A 17,554-nucleotide genomic window follows, 5' to 3' on the forward strand; every position below is an offset into this window, starting at 1 on the left:
GTCCTCATGAGCAAGCTCTTCTTGCCTCATGATTAACTTTTTATTGCAAATCATTCGTGTTAGGCCTTGTGGCTTGCTAAAATGTCAAACGCTTTCACAGAAAGTAAGCACAGTACTTGTTTATCGTGTGTTTCCTTGCATGCAAAATAAATGGCTATCGGCCTAAACTTAAGGCTTAATGCTTTTAAAAGATCACAGCCCTAACTTTATGGCCTAACTGAGCGCAAAAAGACATTGTCACAGCGTTCTGATAATGTTGTTGTTTTTTAGCCTATATATCATGTAGTACAATTGCCACTTTATAAGCAAGCTATAAGCTTATAGTTTGATTTAATCATCTAAAGCACGTCTAGGCGCATATTAATGCCTTGACCCCAACACTAGCTTAGCTTGTAAGCTATGTACTAATTACATGCTGGTGCTTGCTGTTCTAAGTTGAGCTTTGCTGTGTTTGATATGTAATTTACGGTGTCTCGCCCTCTTGTGCGTATCAGATAGGATTTTCACGACTGTTTCAGTCTTTACTGTGTTAACAAGGAAAACCAAGTGCCTATCACTCATATTGTGGTTCTAGCCTTAATCCAAGGTATTACTGAGTTTTTACCTGTCTCCTCTAGCGCTCACCTCATTTTTCCAAGCCAATTATTAGGATGGGATGATCAAGGCATTGCCTTTGACGTCGCTGTTCACCTTGGTACTTTACTCGCTGTAGTGATTTACTACATTTCAGATTTATACGAGATCACTATTCACACCATTAAGTCGATGATAACTCGCAAGCAGACTCCGCAAAGTCGCATAGGCTGGTTCATTGTTATCGGCACTATTCCAGCTGCAGTTGCAGGCTTATTACTTGAAGAGTTTGTCTCTACAGCCGGCCGCTCCATTCATATTATTGCCTATACTACCATCGGCTTTGGTCTGCTCTTAGGTCTAGCATCTTATGTAAATCGCAAGATGAACTGGCATACTAAGGCTAACTTACATAACAATCGCCCAGATAGCCTCCGTAAGCTCAACCTTGCTCAGACTTTAGTCATTGGTTTTTCACAGGCATTAGCTTTAGTCCCAGGCACCTCACGCTCGGGTATCACTATGACTGCAGGCTTATTCTTAGGCATGCGTCCTGAGGCTGCCGCTCGTTTTAGTTTCCTATTATCCATTCCTATCATTCTGGCCTCAGCTTTACTTGAGGGCATTAAGCTAGTTACTTCTGACGTTCCTGGCGTTGCCAACCCTGTAGAGATGCTAGTTGGTGGTATCATCGCCTTCATCACTGCTCTGATTGTGATTGCACTATTCATGCGCTTTATTTCAAAGTCAGGTATGGCCGTATTTGTAATCTACCGTATTTTACTTGGCTTCGGTCTTTTATACTTCTTAGCCTAAGCACAAGCTAAACACTAGCTACATACTTAGATCCAAAAACAAAAGCCCCTGCATCATAGATTTGATTGCAGGGGCTTTTTGCATCTAAGGCCAGCCACTAGCAAAATGGCCAGCACCATAATTTAAAAAACTAGCCATACGCGATCAAAAAACTAATCGCGATAACGGAATTCGTCTTCAATAGCGCGGTTGCTGTCGATTTCCATAGTAAACTCATCAGCAGGAGGTGCGCTATTAGCACTGTCATCAAGTTCGCTCTGAGGCATCTTAGACATGAACTCGGTAACTAGCTCTACTCGCTTGTTATGCATTGCATCACGAATGTCTGGGCCCTTTAAGCCAGCCTCAACAAACTCAGTTGCAGTCACAGTCTGACAGAGAGTAAAGATCTCATAGAGATACTCAGCACGTGGGAATGGACGATTTTCAAAGCCCTTACGACCAAGGAAGTCACACTTACAGCATAAGATCCATGGCTTAACACGCTCAGGACGACGCCAAGCATCAAGACCATCTAAGAGATGAACTACACCCTCTGGACCATTCTTATATAAATGGTGAATAAAAGAGTGATGGTAGACCACAATCTTGGCAAAGTCATGATAGTGGTTTGGTACCTTAAGACGAGTGCACAGCTCCTCAAGAGGCTTTAAGCCTAGCTCATTGTGCTTGTAATGATGTGGCCAGTTCTCAGGTGGAGTTAGAGCCTTGCCTAAGTCGTGACACAGCATAGCAAAACGAGCAACTGGATCTGGACTTTCTTGAGCTACACGATGCACCGTCATAATGGTGTGAATTAAGGTATCGATCTCAGGATGCCAACGACGTGGACCTGGAACACCAGAGAGGGCCTCTACCTCAGGCAGCACCACCTTTAAAGCGCCTACATAATGCAGGATCTCAATAAAGACTTCAGGATTGTTGGTCTTAAGAGCCTTCTCAAGTTCCACCCAAACACGCTCAGGGGTAAGCGCTTCAAGCTCACCTTCATTTACGATAGTGCGCATTAACTCTAAAGTCTCATCAGCGACCTTAAAGCCTAAGTGATGCATCTTTGCAGCAAAGCGAGCGACACGTAATACACGCAGTGGATCTTCAACAAATGCAGGAGAGACGTGGCGTAAAACGCGCTTTTTGAGATCTTCTAATCCATTGTAAGGATCAATTAAATTGCCCTCGCTGTCCTCAGCAATGGCATTAACTGTAAGGTCACGTCTTAAGAGATCTTCTTGTAAAGTAGTCTCTTTTTTGAAGTCGCAAATGAAGCCCTTGTAGCCACGACCATTCTTACGCTCAGTACGGGCTAGCGCATACTCCTCATGAGTTTCAGGGTGTAAAAAGACAGGAAAGTCATGACCAACCTGCTCATAGCCTAAAGACATCATCTCTTCAGGAGTAGAACCAACTACTACATAATCGCGATCAGCGCCGCTGATGCCCAACAGCCGATCGCGTACTGCTCCACCAACGAGATAAACCTGCATTAAAAACCTCCAATCGAACCGACTGAGGGATTTCTAAGCTCCATGATTCAGTACTCTCAAACGCACCACTCAAAGCGCATCAGATGCAATCAGAGATGCAAAAGGACTCAATCATGCGCTCAGGACCTAACCTCAGCGTTCTACTAACAACCAACTAGCTGCACTAATACAGCATTACTATAGGCGCAAACTTCAGAACTTATGGCAGCAGCCACTAAACGTACGCTGTCACCTCTCAACTAAGACTCAAAGCTCCAATCGCAGGGCCAAATAGTTTAACACTTTATGTAAATACTGCTGTTGCAAGATTATAACCTATTGTATACGACACAGATTAGCACCAATTAACATGAACGCTGCACAATGGAATCATAGCTGATAAATATCTATCACTTTGCGCTATTTCGGTCATGCCAGTGCTCCCTCATTGACAGCTAAACCACTAGACCACAAAAAAATAATATCCCCCACTCCCACCAACAAAAAAAGGCAGCCATCTGGCTGCCCTTTTCATTGCTCTTTAGAGCTCATCAAACAAAATCTATTAGCCAAGCAGGCTTAAGCCAAGCTGTGGACGAGTATTAGCCTGCATCAGCATAGAAGCAGCTGCCTGCTGAATAATGGACTGCTGTGATAAGTTAGCAGACTCTTCAGCAAAATCAGCATCACGAATACGTGAGCGTGCATCAGCTTCGTTAGCTGCCACATTAGACTGGTTGCGGATAGATGACTCAAGTCTGTTCTGGATCGCACCTAAATCGGCACGGGCAGCGTCAACAGCACCAATCATAGAGTCCATCAGCTCAATCACTTTACCGACATATGTATTCTTTGTCGCATCAGAAAAATCGAGCTTACTCATAGTTACTGTGATCTTACCGGTATCAGCATTAGTTCCAAATACAGTATCAGTACCGACCTTTACTAAATCAGCAGTATTAGCTGCTGCACCAATTTTAGAGAACATAAATGACTTTGCAGTAAACGAGATGGTATCACCTTTATTGGAGCCAACCTGGAGGGTCATAGTACCATCTTTACCAGCCTTACCTTTATCAAAACCGTCATTATCCTTGCCAAACAGTGAGCTGTCATCTTTACCCATACCGTTTAAGATCTTCTTGCCACCGTATGTAGTCTGCATAGCAATACGGTTAACTTCGTTGGCTAAAGACTCCATCTCCTTGCCAAGAGCCTTGCGATCTTCTGCAGTGTTGGTGCCGTTAGCTGCCTGAACAGTTAAGGTACGGATTTTCTGAAGCATGCCAGAGATCTCGTCCATACCTGCTTCCATGGTCTGAGCAAGAGCAATACCGTCTGATGCGTTACGGTTACCCTGATTGAGGCCATTAATTTGGGAGGTTAAACGATCAGCGATCTGGAGGCCTGCAGCGTCATCTTTAGCGCTATTGATACGCATACCGCTTGATAAGCGCTGGTATGTAGTAGTCAAAGAGTTCTGAACATTGCCGAGGTAACGCTGACCCTGAAGGGCGGAATAATTGGTATTTACATATACTGCCATGGCCATTCTCCTAATATGCTTTGTTGCTCTATATAGCAATCGCTATCGACGACGTCAGGAGGGCCTGGCCACTGACTAAGGAGCACTAGAATTCTGTTTAGACAAGTCTTCTACAAGACTCTGTCTGCTACTTATCTAGTCGAGTAAGACGCTTATCCTAAAACATATATTTGCTCAATTAGTGTATGTTAGACACGCATAATTACACCCACGATCACGCCTATCTCGCGTTTATCTACAGCACATACCTTTAGAGACAAGAAAACCCCGCAAAAGCGAGGTTTCCAGTAATCAATATGCTCTATGGCTACAGCTTGTGAGCTATTAACCTAAGAGGCTTAAGCCAAGCTGTGGACGAGTATTAGCCTGCATCAGCATAGAAGCAGCTGCCTGCTGAATGATGGACTGCTGTGATAAGTTAGCAGACTCTTGAGCAAAGTCGGCATCACGAATACGAGAGCGAGCATCAGCCTCGTTAGCAGCAACATTAGACTGGTTACGAATAGATGACTCAAGACGATTCTGGGTGGCACCCAAATCGGCACGCTGACTATCAACATAGCCAATCATCTGATCCATGAAACCAATAATTTCACTTGCAGTGCCAGCAGCCGTGAAGTTAATGGTAATAGCGTCATTCGCTTCCTTAATGAAAGCCTTATCACCATTACCACCGGCAGCGATAAAGTTATCATCAGCAATATTAGCTCCCTTACCAATGGCAGAGAACTGAAGGTTTACAAGATTAAAGCTGATAGTATCGCCCTTATTGGAGCCTACCTGCAGTGTAAGACTTTGAGTAGCGCCTGCGCCAGCAGCAGCACCGCCGCCGCCACCGCCGCCGCCACCACCGCCACCGCCGCCAGCACCAGCAATTGGATCAATAGAGTTAGTCTGCTTGCCGTTTAAGATGGTCTTGCCTGCAAAAGTGGTTTGCTTTGCAATACGGGTAATTTCAGTAGCTAATGAGGAAGCCTCTTTAGAAAGAGCTTGCTTATCAGCAGTAGTATTGGTGCCGTTTGAAGCCTGCACTGCAAGAGTACGAATCTTCTGGAGCATGCCAGAGATTTCGTCCATGCCAGCTTCAGCAGTCTGCGCAAGAGCAATACCGTCTGATGCGTTACGGTTACCCTGATTAAGGCCATTAATCTGGGATGTTAAACGATCAGCGATCTGGAGGCCTGCTGCGTCATCTTTAGCGCTATTGATACGCATACCGCTTGATAAGCGCTGGTATGTGGTAGTGAGCTGGTTCTGCACATTACCTAAGTATCTTTGACCTTGCAGAGCGCTGTAATTAGTATTTACATATACAGCCATTTGTGTCTGATCCTAATTAGCCTAAGAGGCTTAAGCCAAGCTGAGGACGGGTATTAGCCTGCATCAGCATAGAAGCGGCAGCCTGCTGAATGATGGACTGCTGTGACAGGTTAGCAGACTCTTGGGCAAAGTCGGCATCACGAATACGTGAACGTGCATCAGCCTCATTAGCAGCCACGTTAGACTGGTTGCGGATAGATGACTCAAGTCTGTTCTGGATGGCACCCAAATCGGCACGCTGACTATCAACGTAGCCGATCATCTTATCCATGTGCTCAATGATAGCTTCTGCATTACCACCAGTTGAAAAGTTAACAGTGATTGCGCCATCTGCACCTTTTATGAAAGCCTTATCTTTGCCGTTTGCATCACCGAACTGGTTTGCATTAACGTTACCACCAGTACCGATAGCAGAAAACTGAAAGTTAACAAGATTAAAGCTGATAGTATCGCCCTTGTTGGAACCAACCTGCAGAGTAATATTTTGAGTAGCGCCTGCGCCACCACCACCACCTGCTGGAGGAGCTGGAGGTGCAGGAGGTCCAGGAGGTGCAGGAGGTGCAGGCTGAGCGCCACCACCGGCAATTGGGTCAATAGAGTTGGTCTGCTTGCCGTTTAAGATGGTCTTGCCTGCAAAAGTAGTTTGCTTTGCAATACGGGTAATTTCAGTAGCTAATGAGGAAGCCTCTTTAGAAAGAGCCTGTTTATCAGCTAGTGTATTGGTGCCGTTGTTTGCCTGCACTGCAAGAGTACGAATCTTCTGGAGCATGCCAGAGATTTCGTCCATACCTGCCTCAGCAGTCTGAGCAAGAGCAATACCGTCTGAAGCGTTACGGTTACCTTGGTTGAGGCCATTAATCTGGGAGGTTAAACGATCAGCGATCTGGAGGCCAGCAGCGTCATCTTTAGCGCTATTGATACGCATACCGCTTGATAAGCGCTGGTATGTAGTAGTGAGCTGGTTCTGGACGTTACCTAGGTAGCGTTGGCCTTGAAGGGCTGAATAATTGGTATTTACATATACTGCCATGTGATTTCCTCCCCTTAGCCTAATAAGCTTAAGCCAAGCTGAGGACGGGTGTTAGCCTGCATCAGCATGGAAGAAGCTGCCTGCTGGATGATGTTCTGCTGAGTGAGGTTTGCAGACTCTTCAGCAAAGTCAGCATCACGAATACGTGAGCGAGCATCAGCCTCATTAGCTGCTACGTTAGACTGATTGCGGATAGAGCTCTCAAGTCGATTCTGCATGGCACCAAGGTCAGCACGAGCAGAGTCTACTGCTTTAATCATCTCGTCCATCTGAGTAATAACAGCACTGATAGAGCCATCAGAGCCATCTGTTTTAGCAGATGAAAATTTAGTAGTGATCTTGCCTGCAGCAACTAAAAAGATAGTATCAGCGTCTTTAATCAGATTGTCATTCTTTTTGATTGCGGAGAACATGAATGAGTTTACTGAGAAGCTGATAGTATCGCCTTTGTTGGAACCTACTTGTAGAGTCATAGTTCCTGCTTTACCAGCTTTGGTGTTATCACCACCATCAGTTTTATCTGAACCATAAATCGAGCTTTCATCAGCACTTATGCCGTTTAAGATTGTCTTACCAGCATAGGTTGTCTGTGTTGCAATACGATTAACTTCGTTGGCTAATGACTCAACCTCTTTGCCTAAGGCTTTGCGATCTTCAGCTGTGTTTGTGCCGTTATTAGCTTGAACTGCAAGGGTACGCATCTTCTGGAGCATGCCAGAAATTTCATCCATGCCAGCTTCAATGGTCTGGGCTAAAGCAATACCGTCTGAAGCGTTACGGTTACCTTGATTGAGGCCATTAATCTGGGAGGTTAAACGATCAGCAATCTGAAGGCCTGCTGCATCGTCTTTAGCGCTGTTAATACGCATACCGCTTGATAAACGCTGGTATGTGGTGGTCAGCTGATTCTGAACGTTACCTAAATAACGCTGACCTTGCAACGCGCTGTAATTGGTATTTACATATACCGCCATTGCACTTCTCCAAAATGTTTGTTTGCTCAATATGCTCGATCGTGCATCGAGACAATGACCGATGAGCTTAACTTTTTGAGCGGGAGAATCTAGTAGAAAGCTTGTCTACTAAGGCTTCTCACTTTCTAAACCACTCAACGGCCTATCTTATTCCCATATGTGTACATTTGCAGTCACTTTGCATTAAATCGAATGTCAAACTTGTAGAGATATTGTTCATTAGAGTCTAGATATTTCCTTATTCTCTAGATATAACAGCTTGTAAATGCCGTTAATTAATGATTTGCAGAACAAGAGTATTTGTTAGGACTTTTTTGCATAGAAACTAGTACTGTCAATGTTTCTGAGCTACTTTTTGAAACTGTTTCTCAATGTTGACGATATATGGCTTTTTAACAAAATAGTTATCTAACAGCGGCCATCATAGATACATAAAATCAAAGCTAGAGCAGTTCTTTTAATTGCTTGAGAGATGGTCGGATGGCGTTTTGATTAAATGTTGTGTGGTGGGCTTTTTAACAGTGGCGATGGATGGATGGATGGATGGATGGATGGATGGATTAGCTTTTTGGATGAAAAAAGGCGAGTGTCTACTGGCAGACAATCGCCTTCTTGTTAAGAGGCAAGCATGACAATGGGCATGCTTGCTTGTGAGATGGTGGCTACCAAGCTTGTTAAGTTAAGCATGATGCTTAGTTGGTAGCCTAAGGTGCTATGAGCTGTCTCATTGCCTAAGTGCGCTTAAGCGCTACAACGATTTAGCGGTTGGTAGCGTAAGCTCGATTAGTGGCCAACAGCCTGAGTTGCGGCCTCAGCAGCTGCAGCACCGGCCTGCTTGAGAGCAGAGCCAACCTCATCAGCGTGAGTGATGTTGCCAGACTCAATGATGCCAGACTCGATCATCATCTGAGTCATTTCTGGCAGGATGAACCAAGTGCCAAGCAGACCAACTACAGTAAGCACGATGGTGTATGGGAGTGCCATGAACATCATCTTTAAGTAGTTTAAGCGGATGAGCGGAGATAAAGCTGAGGTTAATAAGAATAAGAATGCAGCCTGACCATTAGGAGTTGCAACAGATGGTAAGTTGGTACCAGCGTTAATAGCAATAGCTAAGTGGTCAAAGTGCTCGCCAGTGATAACACCATTGAGCATTGCCTTGTAAACTTCCTGGATGTAAATGGTAGCAACGAATACGTTGTCAGATACAGAAGACAGGACGCCATTAGCAATATAGAAGATTGGCAGCTGCTGATCCATTGGTGCGGCTAATACCCACTCGATGAGTGGAGTGAAGAGCTGCTGCTCAGCGATAACAGTAACAACGGTGAAGAATACGCATAACAGAGCGCAGAATGGTAAGGACTCAGTGAAAGACTTGCCAATTTCTTCTTCAGAGGTTACACCGCAAAAGCCGGTAGCTAAGATGATGATGGATAAACCAATCAGACCTACTGCAGCTAAGTGCAGAGCAAGACCAATAACTAACCAAACACAGCAGATAGCCTGAATGATAAGACGGAGCTTGTCACGCTTGGTGAGGTTCTCCATGGTAGTCTTGTCCTGTTCAACTAACATCTTGTGAACAGACTCAGGCATAGTCTTACCAAAACCAAAGAGCTTGGTCTTTTCAAGAAGGAAGCAAGTTAAGAAACCGCACAGAACTACAGGAAGAGAAACTGGGGATACGCGAACAGCAAACTCAACGAAGTTCCAGCCAGCGATGTGGCCGATAATGATGTTCTGTGGCTCACCAACGATGGTACATACACCACCAAGAGCGGTACCAACAGCAGCGTGCATTAAGATAGAACGTAAGAAAGCACGGAACTGCTCAAGATCACCTTTGAACTCGTCCTGTACGTAATCGTCATTGTTAACACGAGCAGCGGGATTGTTGCCAGAAATGAGATCGTGGTAGTAACGGTATACGCCCATGCAGATGGTGATAACTACAGCTAAAACGGTCAGAGCGTCTAAGAATGCTGATAAGAAAGCACCGAGGAAGCAGAAAATTAATGCCAGTGAGGTGTGGGAGCGTACTTTAACTAAAAGCTTGGTAAATACAAATAAGAGCACATCACGTACGAAGTGAATACCGGCAACCATGAACATCAGAAGTAAGATAACTTCTAAATTTGCACCGATTTCGTGGCGCACGTGTTCCATGTCGCAAAGGCCAATGAAAGCTGCCTCAATCGCAAGGAAACCACCTGGAATCAGAGGGTAACAGTTTAAGGCCATCGCCAGAGTAAAGATGAATTCTCCGACTAAAACCCAGCCAGCGAGTACTGGAGATATGAAGGCCAGAATTGGGTTAATAACCAAGCAGGCCAGGATAAACAGTTTGTACCAGACAGGCGCTGTACCCATGAAGTTCAGGGCAAATGCCTTTGTATACGTGATGGTTGGCATAGCAATAAACTCAACTTAAAACAATGACAGCTACATCCTTATGCACCATACCCCACATAGACGATACTAGCTTTGACAGAAGTACTAACTATGCTAAGACTCAAAAAGTCACTTACCACATCTCTCTTTAAGATAGCTGGCCATCTTTAAGAGCGTATGCAATAAGAAAGATACGGATTTAAGGATCTAGAATTTGCAAATGTTCAGAGTTCCCATCAACGCTTGAGTTTCTTGAAGACGGTTACCTCAGAACAAGTCCCGAAAGCTCTATCACTTAATTTCAGCACACACCACACTATGCAATGCAAACGCATCACTACATAGCGCAATCCGCTAAAGAAACATGATCATCAGCTGCCTTCAACCTACTCTTATAAGCTCAGTTCGACAGCTAGACATTGCAACTAAAGATGCTCAAATTATGCAATCTTGCAGTTTATGCTATGCATGAACCCAATGAAGCGAACTCGATGTTGCACTAGGATTGAGCAAACAAAGCATTAACAGCTTGCTAAGAGTAATTATAGACAAGTTGCAGTTTGTAACTGTGATGACGTGCAAGAATATGAGAATGCCTCAAAAGCCTTACAAAAAGATGATGTTTTAGCCACTTGCGCACATGTCTGGTCACTTAAGATATTCCCTTTTTCACGGGATTCTTAGCAAGATATGACAAACATTCACTTTGCTTTAATTGCACCTAAATGGTAAATATTATCTCTTACGCAATCTATGCAAAAATTACCAACTCAGTGCAACTATCGCATAAATATCAGCTTTATCAGCTTTGTATACTAGATACAGCCCTAGATACAAGTTCTAGCATTACTCTCTTGCTATCAAAATACCTATACTCTTCAACCTTATCTCTATACATCTCTTGCGCTACAACAGGAAAAACTAGAGGTGTAAGAAAAGTCACACCATTTAGCTAACAAAGACAAACCACATGAGGGTAAAGGCCATTTTGCGAGCACAAAAAAGCCCGCTAGTTTTGGCCAGCGGGCAAATTGCAAAGCTTGTCTTTAGTTTAGGAAATGTGGCACAAAGAGTGTGCCTGATTGTGCCAAATTTTTCCCATACCCCTATTGAAAAGCGCAGGGGATTGCTCCCCTACGCGGTTCTATCGAGGGTTCGACAGATTCGGTAGGTTAGCAACTCTCGGGAGGATGCTTTTCTTTAAAAGACTGACTTACTAAAGTAGATCAGGGCTTTGATCATATTTGGCAGTATCAGTCGGATTTAAGCTTTTACCGCTGCTTTTAAAGCGGCATTTAGGACAGATAAACTTCTGTTACTTTCTGTTGGAAGTTTTGCCTATCCGTCCTTTAAAGTGAACGCCATGGCTCATGCCTAATGAATTGTGACTTGATACCCTGGCGTTCTTTATAGGCCACTAAAAAGCAGCCCGTGATTATATATGCGTGTCTATGTACTTATCGCTTAGAATATTGGGGCTACAACGAAGCCTAATGCTACAGAGATGAAGATACACAGTATGCAAGGCAATAACATTGAGTGGTTGAAGATGAACTTACCAATCTTAGTAGTACCAGTGTCGTCCATCTGCACAGCACCTAACAGAGTTGGGTAAGTTGGCAGAATGAAGAGGCCTGATACAGCAGCGAATGAAGCAACTAAGATGTAAGCGAGATCTGGGTTAGCCTCAATGTTTAAAGCTACGATAATTACAGGAATCAGAGCCTTAGCAGTAGCTGCCTGTGAGTAGAGTAATGCTGAGATGAAGAACAGCACAACTGACAGAACTGCTGGATACTCGGCAACGATATCCTTTGAGAAGTCCTGAAGCTGAGCAGAGTAGCCAGCAACGAAGGTGTTACCAAGCCATGCTACACCGAGTACGCAGATACATGCTGTCATACCTGACTTGAAGGTTGGGGTATCAGCAAGTTCGCCAGTGTTCAGTTTGCACTTGATAACAATGAATGTTGCAATCAAGAGCATGAATGACATGATAGCGCCGTCACGAGCTAACTTCAGAGGCTCAAGCACGGTTAACAGAGCAGCAGAGATTGCAGAACCACCGTCAGCAACGTTAGCCTGTAAATACTGAGTGAATGGTACACGGATAACGTCAGAGATGAAGGTTGCATACAGAACTACGCACAGCACGCCAGTTAAGAAGATCATAACTGCAGACTTAGCAGAAGCTGGGAGCTCTGGCTTTTCGTGAGAAACTGGAGCAATTAAGCCTTTATTAACACGCTCAAGGTACTCAGGATCCTCATCAAGCTTACCCTTGTTAAAGAAGGTAGACATGATGAAAGCTGCAATCATACAGCCTAAGTAGGTGGTTACTAACCAAACACCTAACAGAGCTGGGTAAGACCAGCCAAATGGCTCAAGCACGCCAGTCATATAAACTACAGCTGCAGATACAGGGGATGCAGTAATAGCAACCTGACCTGAAACAACTGCCATTGACAGAGGGCCAGCTGGCTTAATATTCTGCTCCTTAGCAACTTCTACGATAACTGGGATCATTGCAAAAGCAGTGTGACCAGTACCAGCTAAGATGGTTAATACGTAGGTAACAGTTGGAGCTAAGTAGTTAATGTGCTTAGGATTGTTTCTTAATATCTTTTCAGCAATACGAACCATGTAATCGAGACCACCTGCCTTTTGCAGAGCAGTAATAGCAGCGATTACGGACATGATGATGAGAATAACGTCGGTTGGGATGGCACCAGCGCTCATGCCTAAAAATACGGTCAGAACGATAACACCAAGACCACCGGTATAGCCGATAGCCATACCACCGAGGCGGATACCCATAAAGATCACGCCAAAGAGCACCAAGAGGCGCAGTATAAGCATAATATCCATTGTATCTCCTTATGCCCCAAAGGGCAGAGCCTCTATCAATTATGTAGCCTAGCAAAGACAACAAAACCCCTACCCCAGTTTTCTCAAACTTAGGCTCGGTTAATTGAGTGTTTAGCTTGGTAGAAACTTTAGTTACTTCACACCACTGACATGCTGCCAATAAAATCTGTTCAGCACATTTGTGTAACTAAGTTTTCATCCTACAAGAACATGTCTTAAAGAGAAATCAATAGAAGCAATTTAGGATAAGTAACCATACTGGTTACAAGATGAACAAGTCACAATAACTCATACACAACGATTGCCAAAAGCCTAATGCAAGATACATGTATATATTTGTCTTTTGCAAACAGCAAACTGCACCTTTCTCAAGGTGCAGCACTCCCTAGACCCTTGACCCTGTTGCAAAAGCAACAGGGCAAGAGGGCAAATGCCAGTGGTGAGTGAGATTATTCTTTTGGCAAAGGCTGTCACATTAAATAAAGTTATGATTGTGACAGCGAAGGCTCTTACTTCTTAGCGAAGTGAGCACGGCTCTCTGCTGAGAGGTTTGACTTAAGCATGTTAGAAGGAGTTAAGAGCTCATCTAACTGCTCTTCAGTCAGTAAGTTGCGCTCTAAAGCAACTTCACGTACACGCTTGCCAGTTAATAAAGCTTCCTTAGCGATAGAAGCGGAGTTCTCGTAGCCGATGTATGGGTTTAATGCGGTAACGATACCGATTGAGCCTAAAACAAAGTCTAAGCACTGCTTCTCGTTAGCGGTAATGCCATCAACGCACTTCTCAGCTAAGGTACGGCAAGCCTTATCTAACATCTTGATAGACTTGAATACTTCGTAAGCAATAGCTGGCTCCATTACGTTGAGCTGTAACTGACCTGCCTCAGCGGCGAAGTTAACAGCAACGTCAGCACCGATTACGTGGTAGCAAACCTGGTTAACAACCTCAGGGATAACTGGGTTTACCTTACCTGGCATAATGGATGAGCCTGGCTGCATCTTAGGTAAGTTGATCTCGTTGAGACCGCAGCGTGGGCCTGAGCCTAATAAACGCAGGTCGTTACAGGTCTTGGAGAGCTTAACAGCCATACGCTTTAAGGTGCCCATTACGTGTACGTAACCAGAGCAATCTGGGGTAGCAGCAACTAAGTCAGCGCAGGACTTGAAGTCGTCGCCAGTGATCTCACGTAAGTGCTTTACAACAACCTTAGGGAAATCTGGGTGAGCGTTAATACCAGTACCGATAGCAGTACCACCGAGGTTAACCTCGAGCATTAACTTACGGGCTTCCTCAAGACGCTCTAAGTCTTCGTCGAGCATGGTTACAAAAGCGTGGAATTCCTGACCTAAGGTCATTGGAACAGCGTCTTGTAACTGGGTACGACCCATCTTGATTACGTCCTTGAACTCTTCTGCCTTCTTAGCAAAGGAGTCACGCAGAAGCTTGATAGACTCGAACAGGGTGCCGATGTCGTCGTAAGTAGCAATCTTAATTGCTGATGGATAAGAGTCGTTGGTTGACTGTGAGAGGTTGACGTGATCGTTTGGATGTAAGAACTTGTACTCGCCCTTCTGGTGACCCATCATGGTCAGACCAACGTTAGCAATAACTTCGTTGGTGTTCATGTTGGTGGAAGTACCAGCGCCGCCCTGGAGCATGTCAACTACGAACTGGTCGTTGTACTTACCAGTTAAGATCTCGTCACAAGCCTTAACGATGTAATCGCACTTCTCTTGATCAAGAAGCTTTAACTCGCAGTTTGCTAAAGCACAAGCCTTCTTTACCTTAGCGTAACCGTAGATGAATGAAGGATAGTCACAAAGATGTTCACCAGTGATGTCAAAGTTCTGCTTTGCACGGAAAGTCTGAACACCGTAGAAAACGTCGTCAGCAATTTCCAACTCACCAATGAAATCGTGCTCTAAACGCATTTTAAAACCCCCAATAGAAAATTGAACTCTGCTAAGTTGCAACAGCTAAAAGTCATTGAGCTCCTCTTTTGAGGTTGCTTAATGAAAGCGCAAACAAATCAATTTGAGTCAAAGATGAACTCATAAACTTTGCAGAGCCGCTCCACCTACTGATTTAAAGAAAAGTTACAATCACATGGTGATTGGCCAGATAGGTAAAGCTGATACAAACCGTCCCCATCTCAATGTCTTACAACCTTAAACACTTAAGATTAAAGTCATCTTTAAGCTCTAACTGCACTACATACTTAACAGTTGCTAAATACATTTAAGTTGATGCAAAGCATCTGGTCACTTAAGTAGCAAGTCATCGCTTGTGAAGACATTTACATGGTAATCACTTTGCTGGTGCATTTTGCCAAAATCGATCAAAAGTGTGAAACAAAGACCAAATTACAGCCATTAAACCAAATACAGATCACAAATCTGATAGAAAAACACCACTTCCCACAAAAATAATTTGCCCTAGCTATACTTTTATGCATATAGCAAATTACTAATCAAAACATGGCCAACAAGTCCGATAGATATAGGGTTTGCACTATTATGGTGCTACATTTTTGCCCAATTTGATGATTCAAATTCAACATCATTTTGTGATGCAATAATCTTTCTTTAAGACAACTTGGGTTTACTTGCCATCACGAAGCAATTTTTGCGATCTCAACAAAGCCAGCTAAATCAAATCCTAGCGGCCTTAACTAAGTTACGTGTCTATTACGACGACTATCTTAAGAACATGTAAGATCTGTAGTTTTTGATAAATCGTTATCAACTACACCACTTTTAAGTGTTCTATTTTGGTGCAATAACAACACAAATCGCTTATATATGCACTTGTATACTTGTCCAACAAGTTAAGCACGAGATCACCACTTAAGTAGCAAATAGAACTCACTTTTTTAAAGATCAGAGTCCCCTATCTTTTCAAAGATCACACGCTAAGATCATAGGCTCTGATCCTGGCCTCAAACCTAGGAGCAATTAACAGTTTAAGCCACTTTCTATAGACCACTAACAACTCCATCTCTTGCTCACTGCATACCGTGAATGCTGTTCTACTTGTAATTAGCATTCATGCTCACTGATCTTCTCACTCATGTTTTAGATCTTTTTGTTCTTTGCTCTGTGCTCTTTGTAAGACTCGCCTCATCGCTACTACCTTAGCTGTTCAAGGAACCTGCTTTCTGTAGCCTGTTCTAATCAATGGTGCTATTAAGCTTCGCTCTGCTAGTGTCGATCCCTTCTTTTCAGCCAATACTTTTATCTTGCAAAAGTGCGTGATCTTATCTTTTTAAAGCTTTGATATTTTTAAGATCACCGATGTTAGTGCTCACTCGTATTATTGCAGCTACACTGTTTTGACTTTATTTAGCTACTCTTGTGCTATTGAAACTGTTAGAAGCGGCTATTCATTTTTAAGATGAGATACCTTGCTGCTGTTTTTTTTATATGTGAATGTAGCTCATAAAGCTTATGAGGATCATGAGAACGATCTGAGCTCAGCATAAGAGTTTGGACGGTTTTGATCTTATTAATTATGACTTTGGCAAGCTTTGGCTATCTGTACTAAGAGCAATTAAGAAGACGGCTGCAAGTCTATTTAGCTGCATGAGTCTATCTTGAGCTAATAGACCGCTCCTCGGTCAATTTTGGTCTAGTTGATATTAAGTTGTTAGTGGCGGGAATGGATACGAGCTGTTTTGCTGTTGATTGTGTTTTAGTTTGAGCTGATGGTTTTAATTGAAAATTAATGCCTTGAACGAAATCAGATACTGTACGGTAGCTACATGCAACTTTGTGAAGTCTAACAAGCTTTGGCAACTCATTTTATTTGAGGCGCTCAATGCGCTTTTATTCTCACAAGAATTAAAGTACATTAGATAGAGTGTGCTTTAAGCAATCATGCTTAAGGTACCAACTTAGCTAGCTTTATCTTGCGGACAGACACTATGGGATTCATTCACCTGATCCAATCGCTCACGCGGCATCGTTTAGTTTGGATTTTGCTGTTTTTACTGGGAGTTGTATTAGAAGGCTGTGGCCTGTACTTTCAGTATGGCTTACGCATGGATCCTTGCGTTTATTGTGTCTATGAAAGAGCTTTCTACATGAGCTTCATCATTGCAGGCTTAGTAGGCTTTCTCTATCCAAACTTCTTCTTGTTCCGACAGCTAGCCACCTTAACTTTCCTCACAGGCTCTGCAGGTGGTCTGTACGTGGCTTTTGAACACCTTACCTCTGTATACCAAACTGGTTTTGGTGCTACTTGCAAGCTTAAGGCAAGCTACCCATCCTTTATGCCACTAGATGAGTGGCTGCCATGGATGTTTTCTCCAACCGCGAGCTGCTCACCTCTTGGTTGGGAGCTCTTTGGCTTTAGTATGCCTGAGTGGATCTTTGTATCCTTTGCTACTGGTTTAGTGGTTGCCTCACTCTTCTTACTCTCAGAGTTCTTTAAACGCAAGCGCAACAACTACACCAACTTCTACAGATAGAGAACACATAGTTAAGCTTTTCCTAAGCTATAGTTCTAAGTCATATTTCTGCATGACGCGGCTCCTTTAGGAGCCGTTGTCGTTTTTAGACTATGCATGCGG

10 protein-coding genes are annotated in these 17,554 nt (G+C 43.7%); 2 read left to right on the forward strand and 8 right to left on the reverse strand.

What is annotated here, in order from left to right; all coding sequences use genetic code 11:
- Positions 1 to 546: 546 nt before the first annotated feature.
- Positions 547 to 1,389, forward strand: a complete 843-nt coding sequence (locus H524_RS0112900; RefSeq protein ID WP_027940473.1) for an undecaprenyl-diphosphate phosphatase — start codon at positions 547 to 549, stop codon at positions 1,387 to 1,389.
- Between the two features lie 152 nt (positions 1,390 to 1,541).
- On the opposite strand, the gene H524_RS16005 is transcribed toward H524_RS0112900, so the two are convergent.
- From H524_RS16005 to aspA, 8 genes are all read right to left on the reverse strand, one after another.
- Complete coding sequence (locus tag H524_RS16005) at positions 1,542 to 2,873, reverse strand: multifunctional CCA addition/repair protein (protein WP_044122504.1); 1,332 nt, start codon at positions 2,871 to 2,873, stop codon at positions 1,542 to 1,544.
- A gap of 544 nt (positions 2,874 to 3,417) precedes the next feature.
- Positions 3,418 to 4,398 carry a flagellin N-terminal helical domain-containing protein gene (locus tag H524_RS0112910; protein ID WP_027940474.1) on the reverse strand — a complete coding sequence of 327 codons (981 nt, stop codon included), beginning with the start codon at positions 4,396 to 4,398 and terminating at the stop codon, positions 3,418 to 3,420.
- A 324-nt stretch (positions 4,399 to 4,722) separates the two neighbouring features.
- Positions 4,723 to 5,718, reverse strand: a complete 996-nt coding sequence (locus tag H524_RS0112915; protein ID WP_027940475.1) for a flagellin N-terminal helical domain-containing protein — start codon at positions 5,716 to 5,718, stop codon at positions 4,723 to 4,725.
- A 16-nt stretch (positions 5,719 to 5,734) separates the two neighbouring features.
- Positions 5,735 to 6,748 (reverse strand): flagellin N-terminal helical domain-containing protein, encoded by a 1,014-nt coding sequence (locus tag H524_RS17920; RefSeq protein ID WP_027940476.1) that lies wholly within the window; start codon positions 6,746 to 6,748, stop codon positions 5,735 to 5,737.
- Positions 6,749 to 6,762: 14 nt separating this feature from the next.
- The gene (locus H524_RS0112925; protein WP_027940477.1) at positions 6,763 to 7,722 is read right to left on the reverse strand and encodes a flagellin N-terminal helical domain-containing protein; all 960 of its coding nucleotides are present in this window, start codon (positions 7,720 to 7,722) and stop codon (positions 6,763 to 6,765) included.
- 783 nt (positions 7,723 to 8,505) lie between these two features.
- Positions 8,506 to 10,137, reverse strand: a complete 1,632-nt coding sequence (gene nhaB / locus H524_RS16010) for a sodium/proton antiporter NhaB (protein WP_052339116.1) — start codon at positions 10,135 to 10,137, stop codon at positions 8,506 to 8,508.
- 1,443 nt (positions 10,138 to 11,580) lie between these two features.
- A complete protein-coding gene (locus H524_RS0112940; RefSeq protein ID WP_211232179.1) occupies positions 11,581 to 12,975 on the reverse strand; it encodes an anaerobic C4-dicarboxylate transporter in 1,395 nt (464 codons plus the stop codon).
- Between the two features lie 518 nt (positions 12,976 to 13,493).
- Positions 13,494 to 14,915: an aspartate ammonia-lyase gene (gene aspA / locus H524_RS0112945; protein ID WP_027940479.1), complete on the reverse strand. Its 1,422-nt coding sequence runs from the start codon at positions 14,913 to 14,915 to the stop codon at positions 13,494 to 13,496.
- Positions 14,916 to 16,906: 1,991 nt separating this feature from the next.
- On the opposite strand from aspA, the gene dsbB reads away from it, so the two are divergent.
- On the forward strand, positions 16,907 to 17,452 hold the full coding sequence (gene dsbB / locus H524_RS0112950; RefSeq protein ID WP_027940480.1) for a disulfide bond formation protein DsbB: 546 nt from the start codon (positions 16,907 to 16,909) through the stop codon (positions 17,450 to 17,452).
- Positions 17,453 to 17,554 lie beyond the last annotated feature (102 nt).

Source organism: Anaerobiospirillum succiniciproducens DSM 6400, from assembly GCF_000482845.1.
GTDB classification, from domain to species: domain Bacteria; phylum Pseudomonadota; class Gammaproteobacteria; order Enterobacterales; family Succinivibrionaceae; genus Anaerobiospirillum; species Anaerobiospirillum succiniciproducens.

What these genes read in the sequence shown, in the direction of transcription:
- H524_RS16005 (WP_044122504.1), bottom strand. Translation starts at nt 2,873, where the DNA reads ATGCAGGTTTATCTCGTTGGTGGAGCAGTACGCGATCGGCTGTTGGGC.
- H524_RS0112910 (WP_027940474.1), bottom strand. Translation starts at nt 4,398, where the DNA reads ATGGCAGTATATGTAAATACCAATTATTCCGCCCTTCAGGGTCAGCGT.
- H524_RS0112915 (WP_027940475.1), bottom strand. Translation starts at nt 5,718, where the DNA reads ATGGCTGTATATGTAAATACTAATTACAGCGCTCTGCAAGGTCAAAGA.
- H524_RS17920 (WP_027940476.1), bottom strand. Translation starts at nt 6,748, where the DNA reads ATGGCAGTATATGTAAATACCAATTATTCAGCCCTTCAAGGCCAACGC.
- H524_RS0112925 (WP_027940477.1), bottom strand. Translation starts at nt 7,722, where the DNA reads ATGGCGGTATATGTAAATACCAATTACAGCGCGTTGCAAGGTCAGCGT.
- nhaB (WP_052339116.1), bottom strand. Translation starts at nt 10,137, where the DNA reads ATGCCAACCATCACGTATACAAAGGCATTTGCCCTGAACTTCATGGGT.
- H524_RS0112940 (WP_211232179.1), bottom strand. Translation starts at nt 12,975, where the DNA reads ATGCTTATACTGCGCCTCTTGGTGCTCTTTGGCGTGATCTTTATGGGT.
- aspA (WP_027940479.1), bottom strand. Translation starts at nt 14,915, where the DNA reads ATGCGTTTAGAGCACGATTTCATTGGTGAGTTGGAAATTGCTGACGAC.
- dsbB (WP_027940480.1), top strand. Translation starts at nt 16,907, where the DNA reads ATGGGATTCATTCACCTGATCCAATCGCTCACGCGGCATCGTTTAGTT.